21 protein-coding genes are annotated in these 21,061 nt (G+C 68.6%); 16 read left to right on the plus strand and 5 right to left on the minus strand.

Features of this window, described 5'->3' with window-relative positions; genetic code table 11:
- Positions 1 to 91, plus strand: a 91-nt coding sequence (locus CDO46_RS27945; RefSeq protein ID WP_140416819.1) for an IS3 family transposase, incomplete at its 5' end; no start/stop codon positions are given.
- Between the two features lie 107 nt (positions 92 to 198).
- Here CDO46_RS27945 and CDO46_RS08710 read toward each other — a convergent pair.
- Entirely contained in the window at positions 199 to 1,227 is a 1,029-nt protein-coding gene (locus tag CDO46_RS08710; RefSeq protein ID WP_087838160.1) for an ABC transporter substrate-binding protein, read from the minus strand.
- Positions 1,228 to 1,254: 27 nt separating this feature from the next.
- Entirely contained in the window at positions 1,255 to 2,283 is a 1,029-nt protein-coding gene (locus CDO46_RS08715) for an ABC transporter substrate-binding protein (RefSeq protein WP_087838161.1), read from the minus strand.
- Between the two features lie 613 nt (positions 2,284 to 2,896).
- On the opposite strand from CDO46_RS08715, the gene CDO46_RS08720 reads away from it, so the two are divergent.
- The 14 genes from CDO46_RS08720 to CDO46_RS08785 all read left to right on the plus strand — a co-directional run bounded on the left by CDO46_RS08720 (position 2,897) and on the right by CDO46_RS08785 (position 17,277).
- Complete coding sequence (locus CDO46_RS08720) at positions 2,897 to 3,871, plus strand: hypothetical protein (RefSeq protein WP_087838162.1); 975 nt, start codon at positions 2,897 to 2,899, stop codon at positions 3,869 to 3,871.
- 118 nt (positions 3,872 to 3,989) lie between these two features.
- On the plus strand, positions 3,990 to 5,201 hold the full coding sequence (locus CDO46_RS08725; RefSeq protein WP_087838163.1) for an ABC transporter substrate-binding protein: 1,212 nt from the start codon (positions 3,990 to 3,992) through the stop codon (positions 5,199 to 5,201).
- Positions 5,202 to 5,204: 3 nt separating this feature from the next.
- A complete protein-coding gene (locus CDO46_RS08730) occupies positions 5,205 to 7,148 on the plus strand; it encodes an ABC transporter permease (RefSeq protein ID WP_087838164.1) in 1,944 nt (647 codons plus the stop codon).
- Complete coding sequence (locus tag CDO46_RS08735) at positions 7,145 to 7,900, plus strand: ABC transporter ATP-binding protein (RefSeq protein ID WP_087838165.1); 756 nt, start codon at positions 7,145 to 7,147, stop codon at positions 7,898 to 7,900. Before CDO46_RS08730 ends, CDO46_RS08735 begins: the two co-directional genes overlap by 4 nt.
- Positions 7,897 to 8,565 carry an ABC transporter ATP-binding protein gene (locus CDO46_RS08740; protein ID WP_087838166.1) on the plus strand — a complete coding sequence of 223 codons (669 nt, stop codon included), beginning with the start codon at positions 7,897 to 7,899 and terminating at the stop codon, positions 8,563 to 8,565. Before CDO46_RS08735 ends, CDO46_RS08740 begins: the two co-directional genes overlap by 4 nt.
- Positions 8,566 to 8,676: 111 nt before the next feature.
- Complete coding sequence (locus CDO46_RS08745) at positions 8,677 to 9,444, plus strand: enoyl-CoA hydratase/isomerase family protein (RefSeq protein WP_087838167.1); 768 nt, start codon at positions 8,677 to 8,679, stop codon at positions 9,442 to 9,444.
- Positions 9,437 to 11,080 (plus strand): AMP-binding protein, encoded by a 1,644-nt coding sequence (locus CDO46_RS08750; protein ID WP_087838168.1) that lies wholly within the window; start codon positions 9,437 to 9,439, stop codon positions 11,078 to 11,080. Before CDO46_RS08745 ends, CDO46_RS08750 begins: the two co-directional genes overlap by 8 nt.
- A gap of 4 nt (positions 11,081 to 11,084) precedes the next feature.
- Positions 11,085 to 12,023 (plus strand): hydroxymethylglutaryl-CoA lyase, encoded by a 939-nt coding sequence (locus CDO46_RS08755; RefSeq protein WP_087838169.1) that lies wholly within the window; start codon positions 11,085 to 11,087, stop codon positions 12,021 to 12,023.
- The gene (locus CDO46_RS08760; RefSeq protein ID WP_087838170.1) at positions 12,016 to 12,480 is read left to right on the plus strand and encodes a PaaI family thioesterase; all 465 of its coding nucleotides are present in this window, start codon (positions 12,016 to 12,018) and stop codon (positions 12,478 to 12,480) included. Before CDO46_RS08755 ends, CDO46_RS08760 begins: the two co-directional genes overlap by 8 nt.
- A gap of 35 nt (positions 12,481 to 12,515) precedes the next feature.
- Entirely contained in the window at positions 12,516 to 12,992 is a 477-nt protein-coding gene (locus CDO46_RS08765; RefSeq protein WP_087838171.1) for a MarR family winged helix-turn-helix transcriptional regulator, read from the plus strand.
- 175 nt (positions 12,993 to 13,167) lie between these two features.
- On the plus strand, positions 13,168 to 13,905 hold the full coding sequence (locus tag CDO46_RS08770; protein WP_243724620.1) for an enoyl-CoA hydratase/isomerase family protein: 738 nt from the start codon (positions 13,168 to 13,170) through the stop codon (positions 13,903 to 13,905).
- Complete coding sequence (locus CDO46_RS08775; protein WP_087838172.1) at positions 13,902 to 15,101, plus strand: CaiB/BaiF CoA-transferase family protein; 1,200 nt, start codon at positions 13,902 to 13,904, stop codon at positions 15,099 to 15,101. Before CDO46_RS08770 ends, CDO46_RS08775 begins: the two co-directional genes overlap by 4 nt.
- A gap of 77 nt (positions 15,102 to 15,178) precedes the next feature.
- Positions 15,179 to 16,144: a tripartite tricarboxylate transporter substrate binding protein gene (locus CDO46_RS08780; RefSeq protein ID WP_087838173.1), complete on the plus strand. Its 966-nt coding sequence runs from the start codon at positions 15,179 to 15,181 to the stop codon at positions 16,142 to 16,144.
- Between the two features lie 2 nt (positions 16,145 to 16,146).
- Positions 16,147 to 17,277, plus strand: coding sequence for a mandelate racemase/muconate lactonizing enzyme family protein (locus CDO46_RS08785; protein WP_176400687.1), 1,131 nt, complete (start codon positions 16,147 to 16,149; stop codon positions 17,275 to 17,277).
- Between the two features lies 1 nt (position 17,278).
- On the opposite strand, the gene CDO46_RS08790 is transcribed toward CDO46_RS08785, so the two are convergent.
- The 3 genes from CDO46_RS08790 to CDO46_RS08800 form a co-directional block, all read right to left on the minus strand.
- A complete protein-coding gene (locus CDO46_RS08790; protein ID WP_347944136.1) occupies positions 17,279 to 18,319 on the minus strand; it encodes a nitronate monooxygenase in 1,041 nt (346 codons plus the stop codon).
- A complete protein-coding gene (locus CDO46_RS08795; protein ID WP_165963274.1) occupies positions 18,273 to 19,004 on the minus strand; it encodes an enoyl-CoA hydratase/isomerase family protein in 732 nt (243 codons plus the stop codon). Before CDO46_RS08795 ends, CDO46_RS08790 begins: the two co-directional genes overlap by 47 nt.
- A 69-nt stretch (positions 19,005 to 19,073) precedes the next feature.
- Positions 19,074 to 19,973 carry a helix-turn-helix domain-containing protein gene (locus CDO46_RS08800; protein ID WP_087838177.1) on the minus strand — a complete coding sequence of 300 codons (900 nt, stop codon included), beginning with the start codon at positions 19,971 to 19,973 and terminating at the stop codon, positions 19,074 to 19,076.
- Between the two features lie 109 nt (positions 19,974 to 20,082).
- Here CDO46_RS08800 and CDO46_RS08805 point away from each other — a divergent pair, with 109 nt between their 5' ends.
- Entirely contained in the window at positions 20,083 to 21,060 is a 978-nt protein-coding gene (locus CDO46_RS08805) for a tripartite tricarboxylate transporter substrate binding protein (RefSeq protein WP_087838178.1), read from the plus strand.
- Position 21,061 lies beyond the last annotated feature (1 nt).

A 21,061-nucleotide genomic window follows, 5' to 3' on the forward strand; every position in this document is an offset into this window, starting at 1 on the left:
CGACTACATCGAGCGGTTCTACAACACAAGGCGCCAGCACTCAACGCTGGGATACGTCAGCCCCATGCAGTTCGAGGCGGCGGTTTGTTAGGTTAAACAACCTGTCCGGAGAGGCGGGGCAAGCCCAGACCTCTGAATGCGATCCCCAACCATAACTTCCCGGGCGGCCGCTTGTCGCGACCACCCCGTAAAGCAGTGTTACCGCGTACCGAGGATGGATGCGTCGTAGATCGCCGACAGGGGCGCCGACTCGGGGGTGATCAACCCGTTCTCGATATAGTGGTTGCGCATTTTCTCTATGGTCGACAGCTTGGTCTTGCCCGAAGGATTCAGCGAGACGGTGGCAAACAGCCTTTCGGCCATGGCCTGGTCCACCTTGAACAGCTTCATCAGGCGATCGAGGCTTTCCTGGCGCGGCGCCTTGCCGATGTGTTGCACGGCTTCGAAGATGGCCGTGGCCGCTTCCCGGACCAGCCCGGGTTTCTCCTTCAGCGTGCTCCGCTTGGCCAGAACCACGTAGGGGTCCCAGTCCGTGCCCACGTAGTCCGAGACCTTCGCCATGCTGCGCAGCAGATTGTCCCTGTCGGTCAGGATGCCCGTATGTTCCGTCGTGACCCAGATATCGGCCTTGCCTTCCTTGAGCGCCGTGTAGTTGGTGCCCACGCCGCCGGTGGGCACATAGACGATGTCGTCCTGGCTGACATCGAGCGACTTCAGGAAGAGGTCGACATAGAAGCGGTCGGTGCCCGCCAGCTGGGTGACGGCGAAACGCTTGCCCTTGAGGTCGATGAGCGCGATGGGGTTGTCCGCCAGCGTCCACATGTGCCACTCGGCCCGGGTGCCCAGGTCGCCGATGATGGTGAACTGGACGCCCTTGCTCAGATAGTTGATGGTCGCGCCCATGCCGTAGAGCCGGACGTCGCAGTTGTTCTCGGCTTCGGGCGTCCACTCGCGGCGATCGTCGATGGGCACGGGGTCGACGGGCTTGATGCTGTGCTTGTCCCAGAGCCCCAGGTCCTGGATCGTCGCGTTGATCAGGGCCGTGCCGGGGACGGTCCGTACGCCTATCTCGTAGGTGAAGGGAGTGGGTTCGCTGGGGACCGGCGCGGGATCGCCGTCGCCGCCACAGCCCGGAAGCCAGGCGGCGGCCGGGAGCACGGCCATGGTCTTGAGCAGGCGCCGGCGTGCCGGCTGGAGGATGAAGGGGGGAAGCGGAAGGCGCTGCATGGGATTCTCCTGGGTGGAAGGGGGATGTCAGGCAACCGTGCCGACGACCGAGGCATCGAAGATCGCGTCGATGGGCAGGGCATCGCGTTTGATCACACCGGTGTCCACGTAGTGGTTGCGCATCTTTTCTATCGTCGACAGCTTGATCTTGCCGGTGGGGTTCAGCGATACGGTGGATAGCAGCCTGCCGGCGACGGCCTCGTCGACCTTGAAGCGCTGCATGAGGCGGGCCACGTTTTCCTGGCGGGGGGCCTGGTCGATGTGCCGGACGGCCTCCAGGATGGTGGCGACGGCTTCCTTCACCAGCGCGGGCCGTTCGGCCAGCGTGCGCCGCTTGGCGACGATGACGTAGGGATCCCAGTCCTTGCCGACGAAGTCGGAGATCCTGGCGACGCTTTGCAGGCGTTGCTCACGGTCGATCAGGATGGCGGCGTGTTCGGTGGTTACCCAGATGTCGGCCTGGCCGCTGCGCAGCGCCTGGTAGTTCTGCGGCACGCCGCCGGTGGGCACCAGGGTGACGTCGTCCTGGCTGACGCCCAGCGACTTCAGGAACAGGTCGACATACAGCCGGTCCGTGCCCGACAACTGCGTGACGGCGAAACGCTTGCCCTTGAGCTGCCGCGCATCGACGGGCCGATCGGCCATCGACCACATGTGCCATTCGGCCCGCGTCCCCAGATCCGCGACGATGACGAAATCCACCCCCTTGCTGGGGTAGTTGATGGTCGCACCCATGCCATACAGGCGCACGTCGGAGTGGTTTTCTTCCCCCGGACTCCAGGTCCGCCGGTCGCCGCCGCCCAGGGGAGGCGGCACGACCGGCTTCAGGCCGTGCTTGCGCCACAGGCCGAGGTCCTGGGCGGTAGCGTCGATCAGCGCCGTACCCGGCACGGTATTCACGCCCATGGTGAAGGTGAACTCGGTCAGGTCGCCCTGGGCGGCACGTGCGGGGCCCAGCCAGCAGGCGGCGGGGAGAAAGGCTGCCGTGGCCAGCAGCCTGCGGCGGGCAGCCTGCTGCGGCGAGAGCGAACTGCCAAGGAATGGCGCGATGAGCATGGTCGTTGTCTCCTGTCTGATTGTTTTGTATATAAAAATAGTTTTCGAATACTAAACTTGACGCAAGCTTGCCGGCAAGTCAGGTCATTCCCTGCGTTCGTGGAGGTCACAATTCGGACCAAATGGTTCGATACGCTATGGAAGCGAGAGAGACAGGGCGTGAACAGGACCCGGGGGGAGGTCCCGGCCAAGCGCGTGTCGGCCGTGCGGATGGCGGAAGCGCCGATGCCGGGAGCTAAGTGGTTTCTCTAGGGAGGCGGGAGAATGCCGGCAACAATGAATGTTGCACTTTCATCGGAAATCGCTGGCGAGCGCTTACCATCGAATGGTGGCCGGCCTTGCAGGAAGATGGACGCGTCGCGGATTTCGCAGGGAGGGCATGAAACTGGAAATGTCGTATTTTTTTACATGTTGAATTGTGGGCGCAATTATGTAATAACGCTCATACGCCAAAGTTAACGGCAGTGCTGCGCAAAACTTTAGCGCTGGTTCGCCTTCCAGTCGCTGCGCATCACGTCGTTCTCCGTGTGCGGGCTTTGCTTCGATCCTGGCTGTGTCTCCATGGCGTGCCGCAGGCACGCTGGTACCAATTTAGTCATTGAGCTGTCCCGCCATGTCCTACCTCACGGATTCTTCGAAGTTGTCCGGCTTCTGGAACGCGCGCTCGCAAGGCCTGCACCGGTTCTGGTGGGGGCTGCGGTATGCCCAGCCCATGACCTTGCTGGGAACGCACCTGGGCCGCAAGGACGAATACCTGGCCTGGTTCAACACGGTCGAGACACCGGTGCTGCGCCATCCGGCCAGCCGCTGGAGCTTCTGCCAGCGGCCGCCCAGCATGGTGGGGGCGCAGGCTTTTCACTTCTTCGGCGTGGAAAGGGTGCTTTCCGACAATCGTGGCTGGCACTGGCGGCCCTGGGGCGAGAACTGGCTGCACAATCTCCATGCCTTCGACGATCTGGTGGCGGACGGCGCGGAAGGCCGCTTCGAGTGGCACGAGAAGCTGGTCACCAACTGGATCGTGGCCAATGCGCCCGGCAAGGGCGTGGGCTGGCGGCCTCCCAGCCTGTCGCGCCGCATCGTGAACTGGGTCAAGTGGGACCTGGACAAGCATGGCTTGAACGAAGTGGGGCGGCGCAATCTGGTCGTGCAGGTGCGTTTCCTGCGCCAGCGGCTGGGTGTGTCGATGACGGCGGCCTATCCGACGAAGGCGGGCAAGGCGCTGCTGTTCGCCGGCGCGTTCTTCGATGGAGCGGAAGCCGCGGCGTGGCGCAAGACCGGGCTGTCGGTGCTGCGCACGGCACTCAAGCCCAGCTATATGCGGGCCAGGCTGGGCGGAGGCGATGGCTATCGCATCGCCATCATCGAGGATCTGCTGGACGTGATCCAGCTCGACAAGATCTATCCAGGCACGCTGGGACGGGACGAGCTGGCTCGTTCGCAGGATCTGGTGCTGCCGCTGCTGGCGATGGAAGGCGAGCGTCGCGCCGCGCCCGGGCTGGACGGGGCCGAGCCGGTATTCTTTGCCGAGCCGAAGGTGCACGCGCTGCGGCAGTACGCGCAGCGGCTGGGCCTGAACGCACCGGCCTGATCTTCCGGCGGCTTCTTACCCCCTTACAATAGGCGCTCCTCCGCAAAGGAGGGGTGCCGGCGTCTGCCTGCCCCGCATGCCGGGCATCTTCTTCGTGGGGCCTAGTCCGAGTCTGTCCATGCTTCGCATATCGCTTGCTTCCGGTTTCCTCGGTCTGTCGGTCCTGCTGGCCGCGCCCGTGCACGCCGCCGACCCGTTGCGCATCGGCGAGATCAACAGCTACAAGGCGCAGCCCGCCTTCCTCGAACCCTATCGCAAGGCCATGCTGCTGGCCCTGGACGAAGTCAACGCCGCGGGCGGCGTGAACGGGCGTCCGCTGGAGCTGGTGATCCGGGACGACAACGGCGTGCCGGGCGATGCGGTGCGCGCGGCCGAAGAGCTGGTCTCGCGCGAGCGCGTGGCGATGCTGGCCGGCGGCTTCCTGTCCAACGTCGGCCTGGCGCTGGGCGACTATGCCCGGCAGCGCAAGGTCCCGTTCCTGGCCAGCGAGCCTTTGACCGACAAGATCACCTGGGCCAACGGCAACCGCTACACCTTCCGCTTGCGGCCGTCGACCTGGATGCAGGTGTCCATGCTGGTGCCCGAGGCGGCCAAGCTGGGCAAGAAGCGCTGGGCCATCGTCTATCCGAACTATGAGTACGGACAGTCCGCGGTGCAGACCTTCAAGACGCTGCTGCAGGCCGCGCAGCCCGGCGTCGAGTTCGTGACCGAGCAGGCGACCCCGCTCGGCAAGCTCGATGCGGGGCCCGTGGTGCAGGCGCTGGAGGCCAGCAAGCCGGATGCGATCTTCAACGTGCTGTTCGCCACCGACCTGACCAAGTTCGTGCGCGAAGGCGCCACGCGAGGCCTGTTCAAGGGGCGCGAGGTGGTCAGCCTGCTGTCGGGCGAGCCCGAGTACCTCGAGCCGCTGAAGGACGAGGCGCCCGAGGGCTGGATCGTGACGGGCTATCCCTGGTATGCGATCAAGACGCCCGAGCACCAGCGCTTCCTGGATGCCTATCGGAAGAAGTACGGCGAGCCGCCGCGCCAGGGTTCGGTGGTGGGCTACGTGACCATCCACGCCGCGGCCGAGGCGCTGCGGCGCGCGGGCGGCACCGATCCGGAGAAGATCGTCGACGCGTTCCGCAACATGCCGCTGTCCTCGCCCTGGGGACCCATCGTGTTCCGCGCGCAGGACAACCAGTCGACGCTGGGCGCCTTCGTCGGGCGGACCGCGCTGCAGGGCAGCGGGGCGCAGCGCACGGGCGTCATGGTGGACTTCCGCTATGCCGACGGCGCCAGGTACCAGCCCACCGATGCCGAGGTGGCGAAGCTGCGGCCGGCGCGCTGAGCGGTGCTAGCGCAACTGCTGAACGGGCTGGCCAGCGCCAGCAGCCTGTTCCTGCTGTCGCTGGGGTTGACGCTGATCTTCGGCGTGTCGCGCGTGGTCAATTTCGCGCACGGCTCGCTCGCCATGCTGGGGCTGTACCTGGGCGTCACCCTGGCCCAGGCGCTTATCCCGCTGTGGGGCGCGCTGGGGTTCTGGGGCGCGGTGGCGGGCGCGGCGCTGGCGGTGGCCGTGGTGGGCGCGCTGATCGAGCGCGGCGTGCTGCGCCGGCTCTACGGCAGTCCCGAACTCTTTCAACTGGTCGCGACCTTCGCGCTGGTGCTGATCATCCGCGATGCGACGCTGGCCGCCTGGGGCGCCGACGATCGGCTCGGGCCCAAGGCGCCGGGGCTGACCGGCGTGCTGGCGCCCGGCACGCTGAACCTGCCGTCGTATGACTTCGTGCTGATGGCGATCGGCCTGCTGGTGCTGGCAGGCGTGCAATGGATCATGACGTCCACGCGCTGGGGCCTGCAATTGCGCGCCGCCACCGAGGATCGCGAGATGGCGCTGGCCGTGGGCGTGGACGAGCGGCGGCTGTTCACGCAGGTATTCGCGCTGGGCGCCGGCCTGGCGGGGCTGGCGGGGGCGTTGCAGATGCCGCGCGAGCCGGCGTCGCTGGCCTACGACCTGCAGGTCGTGGCCGAGGCCTTCGTGGTGACCGTGGTGGGCGGCATGGGCAGCGTGATCGGCGCCTTCGTGGCGGCGATGATGATAGGCGTGGTCAAGGCGGCCTGCGTGGCGCTGGGAACGGTGTCGATAGGCGGCCTGGAACTGGTGCTGCCCAAGCTGACGCTGGTGATCGAATTCCTGCTGATGGCCATCGTGCTGGCCTTCCGCCCTTGGGGGCTGTTCGGGCGGCCGGTGGCGCCGCCGCGCGCGGCGCGCGCCGAGCTCAATCCGCTGCCGCCGCCCACGCGCCGCGGCGGCCTGTTGCTGGCCGCGGGCGTGGCGGCGCTGGCGCTGTTGCCCTGGCTGGCCGGCGACATGGCTTACGTGCTGGTCCTGGCCGTGGATGTCCTGATCGCCGGTCTTTTCGCCGCCAGCCTGTATGTCCTGATGGGGCCGGGCGGCGTCCATTCGTTCGGCCATGCGGCCTTCCTGGGCCTGGGGGCTTATGGCGGGGCGCTGGCCGCGCCGCTGGTGGCGGCCGTGCTGCCGGGGCTGGGCGACTCGGGGCTAGGCGGCATCGCCAGCATCCTGCTGTGTCTGGCGGCGGGCATGCTGCTGGCGCTGGCCGGCGCGGCGGTGTTCGGTTTCGTCGTGCTCCGGGCGGCGGGAGTCTACGCGGCCATGCTGACCCTGGCCTTTGCCCAGATCACCTGGTCCGTCGCCTTCCAGTGGGATGCGGTGACGGGGGGCAGCAACGGCCTGTTCGGCTTCTGGCCCCAAGGCTGGCTGGCGACGCGCGAAGGATATTACTGGTTCGTCCTGGCGGTGGCCGGCGCCGGCGGCCTGCTGCTGCGGCACCTGATGCACGCGCCCTTCGGGCTGACGCTGCGCATGGTGCGCGACGCGCCGTTGCGCGCCGAGAGCCTGGGCCTGCCGGTGTTCGCGGTGCGCTGGACGGCCTTCATGCTGGCGGGGGCGCTGGCCGGAGCCGCTGGCGTCCTGACGGTGTTCGCCAAGGGATCGGTCGCGCCCGACCTGCTGGCCATTCCCCGTTCGGTCGACGCGCTCGTCATGGTCCTGCTGGGCGGCCTGCAATCGCTGGCCGGCCCGTGGCTGGGCGCCCTGGCGTATACGGTGGGGCAGGATTTCCTGGCGCGCGCCACCGAGTACTGGCGCGCCGCGATCGGCCTGGCCATGCTCGCGGTGATCCTGCTTGCCCCGGGCGGCCTGACCGGCGTCCGGCGGCTGGGGCGCCTTGCCCCAGCGGGACGGCCGGATGACGGGAGGGCGCCGCGATGAAGCTGGTCGTCACGGGCTTGTCCAAGTCGTTCGGCGCCGTTCGGGCGGTGGACGACGTCGGGTTCACGCTGGAAGGCGGCCAGATGCTGGCCTTGATCGGACCGAACGGCGCGGGCAAGAGCACCTGCTTCCAGTGCATCAACGGCCAGCTCCGGCCTGATGCCGGACGCATCGAATTCGATGGGCGCGATCTGGCGCGCCTGGGTGTCGCCGCGCGGGCCCGGCTGGGTCTGGGACGGACGTTCCAGATCGCCCAGGTGGCCGCGTCGCTGAGCGTGGGCCAGCACGTCGCGCTGGCGCTGGCCGCCCGCGATCCCGGCGTCTGGCACGGGATCCGGGGGCGCGGGGCGGGCGTGGACCCGGCCGAACTGCGCGCCTGGCTGGAACGCTTCGACCTGGAGCCGCTGGCCGGCAGGCTGTGCGGGGAACTGCCTTATCCCGAGCTCAAGCGCGTGGAGCTGGCCAGCGCGCTGGCCCTGAGGCCCCGGGTGCTGCTGATGGACGAACCCACGGCCGGCATGACCCGCGCCGACCGGCGCGGCCTGATGGCCATCGTGAAGCAGGAGGCCGCGGGCGGCCTGGCGGTGTTGTTCACCGAGCACAGCATGGACGTGGTGTTCGGCTTTGCCGACAAGGTCCTGGTCCTGGTGCGCGGCCGCGTGATCGCGGACGGGGCGCCCGCGCAGATCGCCGCCGACCCGGCGGTGCGGGCGGCCTACCTGGGCACGGCCGCGGCGGGAGAGCCGGCATGACGGCGCTGTTGCGCACGCATGCGCTGTGCGCCTTCCATGGCCGGGCGCAGGCGTTGTTCGACGTGGACCTGGAGGTCGGGGCGGGAGAAATCGTCGCCCTGGTCGGACGCAACGGGGCCGGCAAGAGCACGCTGATGCGCGCCTTGGCGGGCCTGGTGGAAACCACGGGCGAGGTGCTGCTGGCCGGCCGCTCCATGGCCGGCTGGCGTGCCGACAGGCGGGTGCATGCGGGGCTGGCCTGGGTGCCCGAGGATCGGCGTATCTTCACCCAGCTCACGGCGCGGCAGAATCTGGAGGTGGCCGCGGGCCGGCCGCGTCCCGGCGCGGAACCCTGGACCGTGGAACGGGTCTGTCGCCTGTTTCCCGAACTCGAGCCGCTGGCGCATCGCCCGGGAGGCGCGCTGAGCGGTGGCGAGCAGCAGATGCTGGCGATCGGCCGGGCGCTGATGACCCAGCCCCGGGTAATCCTGCTGGACGAGCCGTCCGAGGGCGTGGCCCCCATCGTGGTGCAGCGGCTGGTGGAGGCGATACGCGTCCTGCGCGGGCAGGGGTTGGCGATCCTGCTGTCCGAGCAGAACGAGGCCCTGGCCGCGCCGCTGGCCGACCGCAGCCTGTACCTGGATGACGGCGTGCTGGGAAGGGCGCCCCCAGGGGCGCCAGGGTAGGGGCGCCTCCCGCGCTGGCGGCGCCCGACGCTCGTCCATATAGTTGTTATTGTCAACAAAGTAGTGTATAAAAACAACTATCGTAGGCCACCAGACAATCCAGGGGTTCGCATGAGCAGTGCATATTCCACCATCCGCGTCGAGGTCGAGGACCACGTCGCCACGCTGACGCTGAACCGGCCCGAGAGCCGCAACGCGCTCAATACGGCCATGTGCGGCGAGTTGGTCGCCGCGGCCGAGGCGCTTGCCGCCGACGACGCCGTGCACGTGGTCGTGATCCGCGGAGAGGGGCCGGTGTTCTGCGCCGGCGCCGACCTGAAGGAGCGGCAGGGCATGTCCACCGCCGAGCTGACCGCGCGCCGCGTCAAGGGCTTCACCGCCTACGCCGCCCTCGAGCGCCTGCCGCAGGCGGTGATCGCCGTGGTGCATGGCGCGGCCTTCGGGTCGGGCTGCGAGATCGCTGGCGCCAGCGATTTCATCCTGGCTTCCACCGAGGCGAAGTTCCGCTACCCGGAAGTCGGCTGGGGCACCATAGGCGCGACCCAGCGGCTGCCGCGCATGGTGGGCACGCGCATGGCCAAGGAGCTGCTGTTCACCGGCCGCACGGTGGACGCGCACGAAGCCAAGGCCATCGGGCTGGTGAACCATGTGTACGAGCCGGCGGAGCTGGAGGCGCGCGCCATGGAAATGGCCCGCCATATCGCCGCGGCCGCCCCGCTGACGGTCCGGCTGACCAAGCGCTGCGTGGACCAGGGCGTGGAGACCACGCGCGAGGGCGCGATGGCCGTGGAGCTGCTGGCCATCGAGGAGAACCTGCGCCACAGCGACTGGAAGCGCGCGATCTCGGGCTTCGGTGCGGGAGCGCAGAAAAATGCTTGACCGGCCCACTACGCTTTATCGCACGCTGGAACGCACGGCCGGGAAATACGGCGCGCGCGAGGCCTTCGTCTGCCAGGCCGACCGCCTGACCTGGAACGAGGTGCTGGCAGGCACCCGCCGCATCGCCGCCGCCTTGCACGCCAGCGGCGTGCGCAAGGGCGACCATGTCGGGATCATGCTGGGCAACGGCGCCACCTGGCTGCAGACTTTCTTCGCCTGCGCGACCCTGGGCGCGGTGACCGTGCCGGTCAATACCCGCTTCAAGACCGACGAACTGCAGTTCTGCCTGAAACAGGCGGACGTGAAGCTGCTGGTGTTCGCCGACACCTTCCTGGGCATCGATTTCGTCCAGTTGTTGACCGCGGTCGAGCCGGCACTGGATACCGGCCTGCCCGGCCAGGCGCTGCCCGAGCTGCGCCGCGCCGTCATGGTGGGCGACGGCCCCTGCCCGGCGGGCGCCGAGCGCTACGCGGATTTCCTGGCGCGGGGCCAGGAGGTCGCGCCCGGGACCATCGAATCGCTGGCCGCCGACATCACGCCCGACGATCTGCTGCTGATGCAGTTCACTTCGGGCACGACCTCGTTCCCCAAGGGCGTGATGTTGACCCACGCCAACATGCTGCTCAATGCCTGGGCCGCCGGGCAGCGGATAGGCGTAAGGCACGACGACCGCTATTTCAGCATCCGGCCGTTCTTCCACGTCTCGGGCACCACGCTGTCCGTCCTGGTCAGCCTGGTGGCGGGCTGCTGCCTGCTGACGCTGCCCAAGTTCGACGTGGCCGAGACGCTGCGCGTGATGGACGAGGAAAAGTGCACGCTGACCTCGGGCAACGACACCATTTTCCTGATGATGATGGGCCATCCCGACTTCGATCCCAAGAAGCTGCATCTGCGCGGCGGCTGGGCGGCGGCGGGGCCCGAGGTCATGCAGCAGATCCGCGACGTGATGGGCGTGGACCACGTGTGCAATGCCTACGGGCAGTCCGAGGCTTCGCCCAATGTGATCATGTCGTCGCGGGACGACCCGTTCGAGTTGCGCGCCCATGGCTGGGGGCTGCCGCATCCCGGCACCGAGGTGCGCATCGTCGACCAGGACAACGGCGAGGTCCTGCCCCCCGGAAGCCAGGGCGAGATCCAGGTGCGTGGCTGGCACGTGATGCGAGGCTATTACAAGATGCCGGAGGCGACCGCCAAGGCGCTGACGCCGGAAGGCTGGCTGCGCACCGGAGACCTGGGCGAGATGTCGCCGGAAGGGCGGTTGCGCATGGTCGGCCGGCTCAAGGACATGTACCGGGTAGGCGGCGAGAACGTCGCGCCGGCCGAGGTCGAGGAGACCCTGCACGCGCATCCCGCGGTGCAGATGGCCCAGGTGGTCGGCGTGCCCGACGCGCGCCTGGGCGAGGTGACGGCGGCCTTCGTGCTGCTCAAGGAAGGCAAGCAGGCCGGGCGCCAGGAGCTGATCGACTGGTGCAAGGCGCGCTGCGCGAACTTCAAGGTGCCGCGCTACCTCGAGATCGTGGATACGTTCGACAATATCGGCATGACGGGCAGTTCCAAGGTCCAGAAGAACAAGCTCAAGGCGCATGCCATCGAGCTGTTCGGCCTGGCGAACGTCCACGGCGCGAAGGGAGGCTAGAACCATGAGCGACGTCACGCTTTGCGAATGTTTCGCCCGGGATGGCCTGCAGCACGAGGAGACCTTTATCCCCACCGCCACCAAGGTGGCATTGATCGACCGCTTCGCCGCCATCGGCTTCCAGCGTGTCGAGGCGACCTCGTATTCGAATCCCAAGGTCGTGCCCCAGTTCGGCGATGCCAGCGAGCTGCTGCGCGCGCTGCCGCGCCGCGACGGTGTCTGGTACAAGGCGACCTGCGCCAACGTGCGCGCCGTGGAGCGCGCGGTGGCCGACCTGGACGCAGGCTTCGGCGCCAACGAGATCAGCCTGCTGGTGTCGGCCAGCGAATCGCATTCGATGAAGAACCTGCGGCGCAGCCGCGCCGACCAGTGGCAGAACGTGGCCGACATGGTGGCGGCGTCGCAGGGGCGTTTCCGCATGATCGGCACGGTGTCGGTCGCCTGGGGCTGCCCCTTCGAGGGCAAGGTATCGGCGGACAGCGTGCTGGAGGACGTCAGGCGCTTCGCCCGGCTGGGCGTCATGCACGTGGCGCTGGGCGACACGACAGGCATGGCTGCGCCGCGGACCGTCAAGCAATTGATGTCGGCGGTGCACGCCGAACTGCCGGAGGTGACGACCGTGGCGCACTTCCACGATACGCGCGGCACCGGCCTGGTCAACTACGTGGCGGCGCTGGAGGCGGGCTGCCGCTATTTCGACTGCGCCTTCGGCGGCGTGGGCGGGCATCCGGCCAAGGTCAAGTACGGCGGCGGCCATACCGGCAACGTCTCGACCGAGGACCTGGTGAACCTGTTCGAATCCATGGGGGTGTCCACCGGCATCGACCTGGAGGGGCTGATGGCAACCGCGGCGATGTGCGAGGAAGCCCTGGGCCGCACGCTGCACAGCCGTGTCGCCCAGAGCGGGTTGAATCCCTTGCTGGGAGTGGCGGCGCATGGATAGTCCCGAGTCCTGCGCGGTGCTGGAGCCGGAAGTGGTCATTCCCACCGGCCCCCTGGCGGGCTCGGCTCTCGCGCCGTTCGCCGCATGGCTGGGCATTTCCGTGCGCGAGGCCGATCATGGCCGCTCGCTGCTCGTCATGACCGCCAGCGCGCGGCTGGCAAACCGGCGCGGGGTCATCCATGGCGGGGCCATCGCCACTCTGATGGACTCCAGCATGGCCATCGCCACCCGCACGATCGAGTCCGGCATGGAGACTTCCGGAACGGTAGACCTGAACATCCATTTCATCGCGCCGGGACGGGGTGACCTGACGGCCCGTGCCGAGGTCCGGCATGCCGGCGGGACCATCGCCTTCTGCCAGTGCGAAGTGCGGGACGAGGCCGGCACGCTGGTGGCCACGGCCATGAGCAGCTTCAAGCTGAGGCGGGCCAAGCCGTCCCCGGCCGGGCCCGAGTAAGGTAAATTCCTGCGTTCACCTATCGAGAAAGACGTATGACAAGACCCGTTCCCGCGAATCTCAAGGAATTGTTTTCCTACCGCCTGAACCGCCTGGCCTTCGTCTCCAGCCGCATCGCCGCACGGGTGAACGAGAGCCAGTACGAACTGGGCTCGCGCGACTGGCGCATCATCGGGTTGCTGGGCGCCTTCGCCCCGCTGTCGCTCAATGCGCTGGCACACGAGGCCAACATCGACAAGAGCCAGGCCAGCCGCAGCGTGGCCGAGCTGATCGAGCGCGGCCTGGTCAAGCGGGGCGCCGACGAATCGGACGGCCGGGGCGTGCGGCTCGACCTGACCCCGCAGGGCCGGGCGCTGTACCGCAAGGTTTTCCCCAAGGCCGTCGATCGCAACGAGAAGATGCTGTCCGTGCTGACCGACGAAGAGCGGGAAGTGCTCGAGCGCGCGATCGACAAGCTGACCGAACATACGATCGGGTTGTTGGAAGAATTAAAACCCCCCCGTACGCGCTGACGCGCGCCCCCCAGGGGGCGGGCGGCGGGGACCGGCGGAGCCGGATCCTCCGTGCCCTGGTCTGGGGCGATTTTCTCAGGGGGTGGCAACGGGGCTGTGGGGGGAGTTTCCGCCAAAATAGTTGAATTTATCAATTAAGTAGTATATAAAATCAACTATATTGGAAACCACGAGCATGAGCATGTCCGAACTCCTGATTGAGAACCGAGGGGCCGTCCGTATCCTGACGATGAACCGGCCGGAGAAGCACAACGCGTTGAATACCGCGCTGACGCAGGCGCTGGTGGATGCGCTGTGGCAGGCCGAGCGGGATGCCGAGGTCCATGCGGTGGTGCTGACGGGGGCGGGCAAGTCGTTCTGTGCCGGCGCCGATACCTCGGAGTTCAGCGCGCTGGTGCCCGAGGATCCCCAGGCCGTCAACGCGCGCGCCGACCTGACCACCGGGCTGCACCTGGCCTTCTCGCGCATGTCCAAGCCCGTCGTGGCCGCGGTGCGGGGTAATGCGCTGGGCGGGGGCGCGGGGCTGGCCATCGCCTGCGACCTGGCCGTCATGGCCGAGAACGTGCGTTTCGGCTATCCCGAGCTCAAGCACGGCATCGTCGCGGCCGTGGTCATGTCCAATCTGGTCCGCCAGTTGGGCCGCAAGCATGCTTTCGAACTGCTGGCCATGGGCGAGCCCATCGACGGTCCGCGCGCGCTGGCGCTGGGCCTGGCCAACCGGGTCGAGCCCGACGACCGGGTGCTGGAGGCCGCGCTGGAAATCGCCGCCAGGCTGGCGGGCTGGAGCCCCATCGCGATGGGGACCACCAAGCGGCTGTTCCATCGCGTGGCCGAGCTGACGCTGGAGGAAGGCCTGGCCGCCGGGCGCGACACCAACGTCATCATGCGGGGCTTCCGCAAGGCGGCGAAATGACGCGTCCGCTGGAGAACGTCACCATCCTGGACCTGTCGCGGGTCCTGGCGTGCCCCTTCGCCACGATGATCCTGGCCGAGCTGGGAGCGACGGTGATCAAGGTCGAACAGCCCGGCACCGGCGACGAGACGCGCAGCTTCGAACCCAAGGTGGAAGGCGAGGGCGGTACCGAATCGGCCTATTACATGGCCTTCAACCGCAGCAAGCAGTCCATTACCGTCAACCTGCGTAGCGCCGAAGGGCAGGACCTCATCCGCAAGCTCAGCGCCCAGGCCGACGTGGTGCTGGAGAACTTTCCGGTCGGGACGCTGCAGCGCTACGGGCTGGACTACGCCCGGCTGTCCCAGGACAATCCCGCGCTGGTCTACGTGTCGTGCACGGGTTTCGGCATGACCGGCCCCTACGCGCCTCGCAAGGGCTACGACACGGTGTTCCAGGCCATGGGCGGCATCATGAGCCTGACCGGCGAGCGTGGCGGCGGCCCGGTCAAGCCGGGGCTGCCTGTGGCCGACCTGACCTCGGGCCTGTGGGTCGCGATCGCCATCCTGTCGTCCCTGATGGGGCGGCAGGCCACGGGCAAGGGCTGCCACGTGGATTTCTCCATGCTGGACGGCCAGGTCGGCCTGCTGTCGCTGGCCGCGGCGCGTTTCTTCGCGCTGGGCGAGGTGCCGCCCCGGCTGGGCACCGAGCATCCGGGCCGCGTGCCGTCGGCGGCGTTCCGCTGCCGCGACGACAAGTGGGTGCAGGTCACGGGCAGCGACCAGCACTGGCAGCCGCTGTGCGACCTGCTCGGGCTGCATGAGTGGGCGCAGGATCCGACCCTGGTGCGCAACATCGACCGGGTCAACCGCCGCGAGGAAGTGATGGCCGGCCTGTCGGCGGCCGTCGCCCGGTTCGACCGCGACGAATTCTGCCGGCTGTGCGACGAAGCCAAGGTGCCGGCCGGCCCCATCCTGAGCGTGGACGAGGTGCTGAGCAACGAGCACGTGCTGGCGCGCGGCATGGTGCGCGAATTCGCCCATCCCCAGCTCGGTTCGTTCAAGGCGCTGCCGGTGCCGTTCAAGTTCGACGGCTTCGACGACCCCAGCCTGGGGCGGCCGCCGCTGCTGGGCGAGCACACCGACCAGGTGCTGGCGGACAGGCTGGGCCTGGGCAAGGAGGACATCCAGGCGCTGCGCGAAAGAAAGGTCATCTAAGGCCGTGCCGGCGACAGCCGGATCTCGCCTCCTCCGGCGGTACGAGGCCGGAGGAGGCCTAAAACCAGGAGACATACATGAAGCAGTTCAAGCAATCGTTGTTGGCGGCGGCGCTTGTGCTGGCCGCCTCGGGGGCGCAGGCCCAGTCCTATCCGACCAAGCCCATCGTGCTGGTCAACCCCTATGCCGCGGGCGGTCCGGCCGATCTCGTGGCGCGCAGCCTGGCCAAGGAGCTGGGCACCGAACTGGGGCAGCAGGTGGTGGTCGAGAACAAGGCGGGCGGGGGCGCGACCATAGGCGCGGCGTACGTGGCCCGGGCGGAGGCCGATGGCTATACGCTGCTGTTCGGCACCGCGGCGGCCCACATCGTCACGCCGCTGATCCAGCCCACGCCCTACGATGGCATCAAGGATTTCACCTTCATCGCGCTGGCGGCCAACCAGCCCAACCTGCTGGTGGTGAACCCCTCGGTCAAGGCCAACACCGCGAAAGAGCTGATCGAGCTCGCGCGCAGCAATCCCGGCAAGCTGAACTACGGTTCGTCCGGCACCGGCACCTCGCCCCACCTGGGCGGGGAGCTGATCAAGCAGCAGGCCAGGATCGAGATGGCGCACATCCCCTATGGCGGCGCGGCGCCCGCGATTACCGATCTGGTGGCCGGGCGCCTGCAGGTGGGCGTGATGAACCTGTCGGGCGAACTGCCCTATGTGAAGGCAGGCAAGCTGCGGGCCCTGGCCTACGCGTCCAAGACCCGCTCGCCGCTGCTGCCCGACGTGCCCACGTTCGCCGAGGCGGGCCTGGGCGGCGCGGAGTCCGCGTCGTGGTACACGGTGGCGGCGCCCAAGGGCACGCCCGCCGCGGTCGTCAACAAGCTCAACGCGGCGCTGAACGCGGTCACCAAGAAGGCGGAGTACCGCAAGCTGATGGAGGCCCAGGGTACCGAACTGGCCACGCTCACGCCCGAGGAGACCACGCGCTTCGTCGTGGATGACGCCCAGCGCACCAAGGACCTCATCAAGTCGGCCAACCTCAAGCTCGAATGACCATGACCGCCAATACCCCGCGCATCCCGGCCCCGGCCGGGTTGGCTTCCACGATAGACCGCGTGGACATCATCGCCTGCTCGCAGCGCCAGGACGACCCCAGCTGGCGCTTTGCGCGCGGCACCATCACCCACGTGGACGGCTGGATCGTGGCGCTGACCGCGCGCAACGGCCAGGTGGGGTATGGGCACGTGCTGGGCACGCCCATCTTCAAGCCCGACACGGCACGCATCGAGCCGGTCCTGGAGGCGCTCCGGCGCGAGGCCCGGGGGCAGGACGCATTCGCGCTCGAAGCCCTGCACCGCCGGCTGGAAGCCGTGGCGGGGGTGGAAGTCTGCGCGCTGTCGGGTTTCGTCTGCGCGATCTACGACCTGCAGGCGCGGATGCTGGGCGTTCCCCTGCACGTGCTGCTGGGCGGCAAGGTACGCGATACCGTCGAGGCCTCGCGCATCGTCTCGATCAAGCCGCCCGAGGACATGGCCGAACAGGCCGCCAAGCTGGCGCGCCAGGGCTATCGCTATCTCAAGCTGAAGCTGAGCGGCGAGTCGGAGCTTGACGTCGCCCGCGTGCGCGCCGTGCGCGAGCGGCTGGGCGAGGCCGTCACGCTGACGGTGGACGCCAACCAGGCCTACCAGGCCGACGAGGCGATCCGCGTGTGCCAGGCGCTGCGGCCGATGGGCGTGGCGATGATGGAGCAGCCGGTGCCGGCGGCGGACATCGAAGGACTGTGCCGCGTGCACGCCGCGGGCGCGCTGCCCATCGAGGCGGACGAGGCCATCGCCGGGCTGCCGGGACTGGTGCGCCTGATCGGCATGGGGGCGGCCGACTCCTACAACCTCAAGGTGCATTACCTGGGCGGCATACGCAACACGCTGATCGCCGTGCGCCTGTGCGAGGCGGCGGGCGTGGGCTACCGGTTCGGCGCGATCTTCGGACCGCGCCTGCTGGCGGCCCAGGGCGTGCATGTGGCCAGTGTCGCCGGCAGCATCCATGCCGGTGCCGAACTGGCGGAGTTCGATCACCTGCTGGACGACCCGTTCGTGGGCCTGGAGGTCGAATCGGGCGAGCTGGCGGTGCCCGAGGGCCTGGGGTCGGGCGTGGACTACCAGCCCGCCAGCATCGGGCAGGCCTGAATCAGCGTATGCAGGAGGCGGCGCCGCTCAGGGCCGCTTCCGCTTCGCGCGCCAGCCGCTCGACCAGTTCACCGGCGGGCTCCAGTTTGTCGATCAGGCCGGCGCTTTGCCCGGCTTCCACCTTGCCCTGCGCCACGTCGCCGTCCTTGGCGGCCTGCCGCAAGGAACTGCGGGCGAACAAGGCATCCAGCTCGGCATCGTCGGCGCCGCGGTTGGCCGCCGCCTCGTACTCGGTCGAGAAGGCGTTCTTGACCATGCGGATGGGCGAGCGGCCACGGCCGACGATGGCGGTGTCGCCGATGCCGGCGTTCAGCACCAGGTCCTTGTAGGCGGCGTGCAGGCCCGATTCGGGCGTCAGCAGGAAGCGCGTGCCCAGTTGCGCGCCGCTGGCGCCCAGCGCCAGCATCGCGGCGATGCCCGCGCCGTCGGCGATGCCGCCCGCGCCGATGACTGGCACCGTCACCGCGTTGACCGTCGCCCGCACCAGCACCAGCGTGCCGACCTCGTCCGGGCCGGGATGGCCGCCGGCTTCGCCGCCCACCGCGATCACCGCGTCCACGCCCGCGTCCTCGGCCTTGCGGGCGTGCAGCGGGTTGGCCGTGACCTGTATCCACGTGACGCCGGCCTCCTTGAAGCGGCCGATGTGGGCCTTGGGGCCGCCCTGCGAGGCGATGATCACCGGCACCCCGGTTTCCAGCACGATGTCCAGGAATTCCGCCGCGCGCTTGTTGTACAGCGGGACGTTGACCGCGAAGGGCTGGCGCGTGCCGGCGCGCACGCGGGCGATGGCGGCGCGCAGGTCGTCGGGATACATGGGGCCGGCGGCGATCACGCCCAGGCCGCCGGCCTCGGAAACGGCCAGGGCCAGCTCGGCGTTGGACGAGGCCCAGCTCATGCCTCCCTGGACGATGGGGTGGCGGATGCCCAGGAGGGCGGTCAGTCGGGTAGCAAGCATGATTCGAGAGGGCAGTGTGGGAGGATTCGTAGGGATGCGCTCAGCCGGCTGAGGCACGGATCCGGTCGTTGACGCCGCGCGCGGCACGCACGGCGTCTTCCAGGGACAGCTCGTAGGCCTGCTGGAAGGCGCGCTTGGAGGCCGACAGGCCGGCCGGCGCGAACTGGGCCAGGCGCTCGGCCAGCGCGAGCGCGGCGGGGACCAGTTCGGCTTCCGGGACGATGCGGTTGATCATGCCCAGCGCGTAGGCGCGTTCGGCGTCGATGGGGTCGCCGGTGGCCACCAGTTCGAAGGCCGCCTTGGGGCCCACCTGCCGGATCAGGTTGGGAATCAGCATGCCGGCCGAGATGCCGTGCTTGACCTCGGGATAGCCGAAGCGGGCGGCGGGGGCGGCCAGCACCAGATCGCTGCCCAGCGCCAGGCCGGCGCCCGCGCCGATGGCCGGGCCATTGACGGCGGCGATGACGGGCGTGCCCAGGCGCGCCACGATGGTGTTGATGTCGACCAGCAGGTCGCTGCGCCGGCTGGCCAGCTCCGGCTGCTCGCGCGCCAGGCGGCGGGCTTCTTCCAGGTCGGCGCCGGCGCAGAAACAGCTGCCCCGGGCGGCGATGACCACGCATCGCGTGTCGGGATCGGCATCGGCGCCATTGAAGGCGTCGACCAGGCCTTGCAGCATCGCCAGGCCGAGCGCGTTGCGCTTAGGATGGCGGTTCAGCGTCAGCAGCAGGACATGGCCGTATCGCTCGGCCAGCAGTTCGTTTTCCTCGACCACGGTGGCGTTTCCTTGAAATATAGTTGAGAAAGTAAACTATGTAGTTAATTTCGTCAACTTTATGGCGGCTCAGGCGTCCGGCGGCACGGCGCGCCCCTGCTGGAGCGAGCCGCGGTAGGCCTGGGGAGAGAGTCCGGTGCGCCGGGAGAAGAAGCGGCTGAAATAGGCCGCATCCGAGAAGCCCAGGTCCTGCGCGATGCCGGCGACGGTGGCGTCGGTGGCCGCCAATTGGCGCCGAGCCTCGCGTACCAGCCGATCGTGCAGCATGTCGAGCGCGGAGAGCCCGCATACCGCCCGGCATATCCGGCTCAGGTGGTCCGGCGTGACCTGCAGCGCCGCGGCGAAGAAGGCCAGCGCATGCTCGCGGCGGAAGTGCAGTTCCAGCAACGCACGGTACCGCTGGACCAGGGTGTCGCGCACCGCCTGCCGGGCATGAGCGGGTTCCCCCGAACTGGCCTGCCTCAGGAACCAGGTGGCGAGCAGGATCGCATGAGCCTTGAGCACTTCGGTGCGCCCCGGTTCGGCGCGGGCGAACTCGGCCCCCAGCCCTTCGAACAGGCTGGCCGCGCGTCCGGTTTCCTGCGCGAGTTCCTCCGGGCCGATGATCAGCGGGACGTCCAGCAGGCTGGCCAGGGCGGGAGCGGACGAGAAGGCGGCCTTGAGCAGGGCGGTGGGGACGGTGACCTGGCTGCCGGCGCTGCCGGGCCGGTAATGGAAGGCGTGGACGGTGCCGGGAGGGATCATCAGCGCGGCGGGCGCGGCAAGTCCGTGCCGCGCGCCATTCATCACGGCTTCGGCTCCGCCGCGCTCGATCAACTGGAACTGGTGCAGGCCTTCGTGCCGGTGGGCGGGAATCGTCCAGTCATGCAACACGCCGCGCACATCCATGGGTTCCCAGTGCAGGCAGTCGTCCGGCATGAAGTGCCTGACTTCCCGGAAGGCGACGGCGATCGGGGCGGGCGGTTTCATGGGAGGTCGGATATGTGCAAGGCTCGCCGGTATTGTCCATTATTTTCCGTCCCTGTCCTATCTATAGTTCCCTCTACCGAGCCCGCAGAGGCAGAGCAAAGGAGACACCATGGGCAGCAGGATGGGATGGATAGGGGCGGGCGCGGCGGCATGGGGGCTTTCCTGCTCCGCGGCGTGGGCGCAGCCCGCCAGTACCGTGGTTTGGTCGGGGTTTCCGGTCGGCGGGCTGGGAGACCAGGTGTCGCGGCCGCTGATCGAGCAGTTGCGCTCGCGCTATCCGGGCACCATCGTGCTGGGCAGCAAGCCGGGCGCGGGCGGGCGCATCGCCGCGGAGTTCGTCAAGCGAGCGGCGCCGGACGGGGCGACCCTGTTGCAGGGGCCTTCGTCACCCATCGTCCTCTATCCGCACACCTACGGGGCCAGGCTCGCCTATTCGCCGCAGGCCGATTTCGTGCCCGTCGCGCCGCTGGCCTCGTATGCCATCTCGATGACGGTCGGGCCCGGCGTGCCGGACGAGGTCCGCACGCTGGCCGACTTCATCGCCTGGGTGAAGCGCCATCCCGAGAAGGCCAACTACGGCATCCCCGCCGCGGGTTCGGCACTGCATTTCGTCGGCGCCACCTTTGACCGGCTGGCAAGCCTGGACATGAAGAGCGTGGCCTACAAGGGGGGAGCGCCGTTGCTGACCGATCTGCTGGGCGGCCAGGTGCCGGTGGCGTTCAACGTGATCAGCGAAGTGTTGCCGCACCTCAAGACGGGGCGGCTGCGCTCGCTCGCCGTCAGCAGCCCGGAGCGCTGGCCCGCCGTGCCGGAGGTTCCCACCTTCGCCGAACTGGGGTATCGCGACATCGCGATGGTCGAATTCCTGGGCTGGTACGCGCCCGCGCGCACGCCGCCCGAACTGGTGGGCAGGCTCAATGCGGCCGTGCGGGACGCCTTGCAGACTCCGGAAATGACGGCCGTCTTCGCCAAGAATGGACTGATGCCGCTGATCGAAACGCCCGAGGCGTTCGCCGAACGGGTGCGCGAGGACACCGCGCGCTGGGCTCCCATCGTCAAGGCCACAGGCTTTACTCCCGAGGATTGAA

It is taken from the genome of Pigmentiphaga sp. NML030171 (assembly GCF_002188635.1).
Lineage (GTDB): Bacteria > Pseudomonadota > Gammaproteobacteria > Burkholderiales > Burkholderiaceae_B > Pigmentiphaga > Pigmentiphaga daeguensis.

Coding starts and splice junctions, on each gene's coding strand:
- CDO46_RS08710 (WP_087838160.1), bottom strand. CDS start 1,227: ATGCAGCGCCTTCCGCTTCCCCCCTTCATCCTCCAGCCGGCACGCCGG.
- CDO46_RS08715 (WP_087838161.1), bottom strand. CDS start 2,283: ATGCTCATCGCGCCATTCCTTGGCAGTTCGCTCTCGCCGCAGCAGGCT.
- CDO46_RS08720 (WP_087838162.1), top strand. CDS start 2,897: ATGTCCTACCTCACGGATTCTTCGAAGTTGTCCGGCTTCTGGAACGCG.
- CDO46_RS08725 (WP_087838163.1), top strand. CDS start 3,990: ATGCTTCGCATATCGCTTGCTTCCGGTTTCCTCGGTCTGTCGGTCCTG.
- CDO46_RS08735 (WP_087838165.1), top strand. CDS start 7,145: ATGAAGCTGGTCGTCACGGGCTTGTCCAAGTCGTTCGGCGCCGTTCGG.
- CDO46_RS08740 (WP_087838166.1), top strand. CDS start 7,897: ATGACGGCGCTGTTGCGCACGCATGCGCTGTGCGCCTTCCATGGCCGG.
- CDO46_RS08745 (WP_087838167.1), top strand. CDS start 8,677: ATGAGCAGTGCATATTCCACCATCCGCGTCGAGGTCGAGGACCACGTC.
- CDO46_RS08750 (WP_087838168.1), top strand. CDS start 9,437: ATGCTTGACCGGCCCACTACGCTTTATCGCACGCTGGAACGCACGGCC.
- CDO46_RS08755 (WP_087838169.1), top strand. CDS start 11,085: ATGAGCGACGTCACGCTTTGCGAATGTTTCGCCCGGGATGGCCTGCAG.
- CDO46_RS08760 (WP_087838170.1), top strand. CDS start 12,016: ATGGATAGTCCCGAGTCCTGCGCGGTGCTGGAGCCGGAAGTGGTCATT.
- CDO46_RS08765 (WP_087838171.1), top strand. CDS start 12,516: ATGACAAGACCCGTTCCCGCGAATCTCAAGGAATTGTTTTCCTACCGC.
- CDO46_RS08770 (WP_243724620.1), top strand. CDS start 13,168: ATGAGCATGTCCGAACTCCTGATTGAGAACCGAGGGGCCGTCCGTATC.
- CDO46_RS08775 (WP_087838172.1), top strand. CDS start 13,902: ATGACGCGTCCGCTGGAGAACGTCACCATCCTGGACCTGTCGCGGGTC.
- CDO46_RS08780 (WP_087838173.1), top strand. CDS start 15,179: ATGAAGCAGTTCAAGCAATCGTTGTTGGCGGCGGCGCTTGTGCTGGCC.
- CDO46_RS08785 (WP_176400687.1), top strand. CDS start 16,147: ATGACCGCCAATACCCCGCGCATCCCGGCCCCGGCCGGGTTGGCTTCC.
- CDO46_RS08800 (WP_087838177.1), bottom strand. CDS start 19,973: ATGAAACCGCCCGCCCCGATCGCCGTCGCCTTCCGGGAAGTCAGGCAC.
- CDO46_RS08805 (WP_087838178.1), top strand. CDS start 20,083: ATGGGCAGCAGGATGGGATGGATAGGGGCGGGCGCGGCGGCATGGGGG.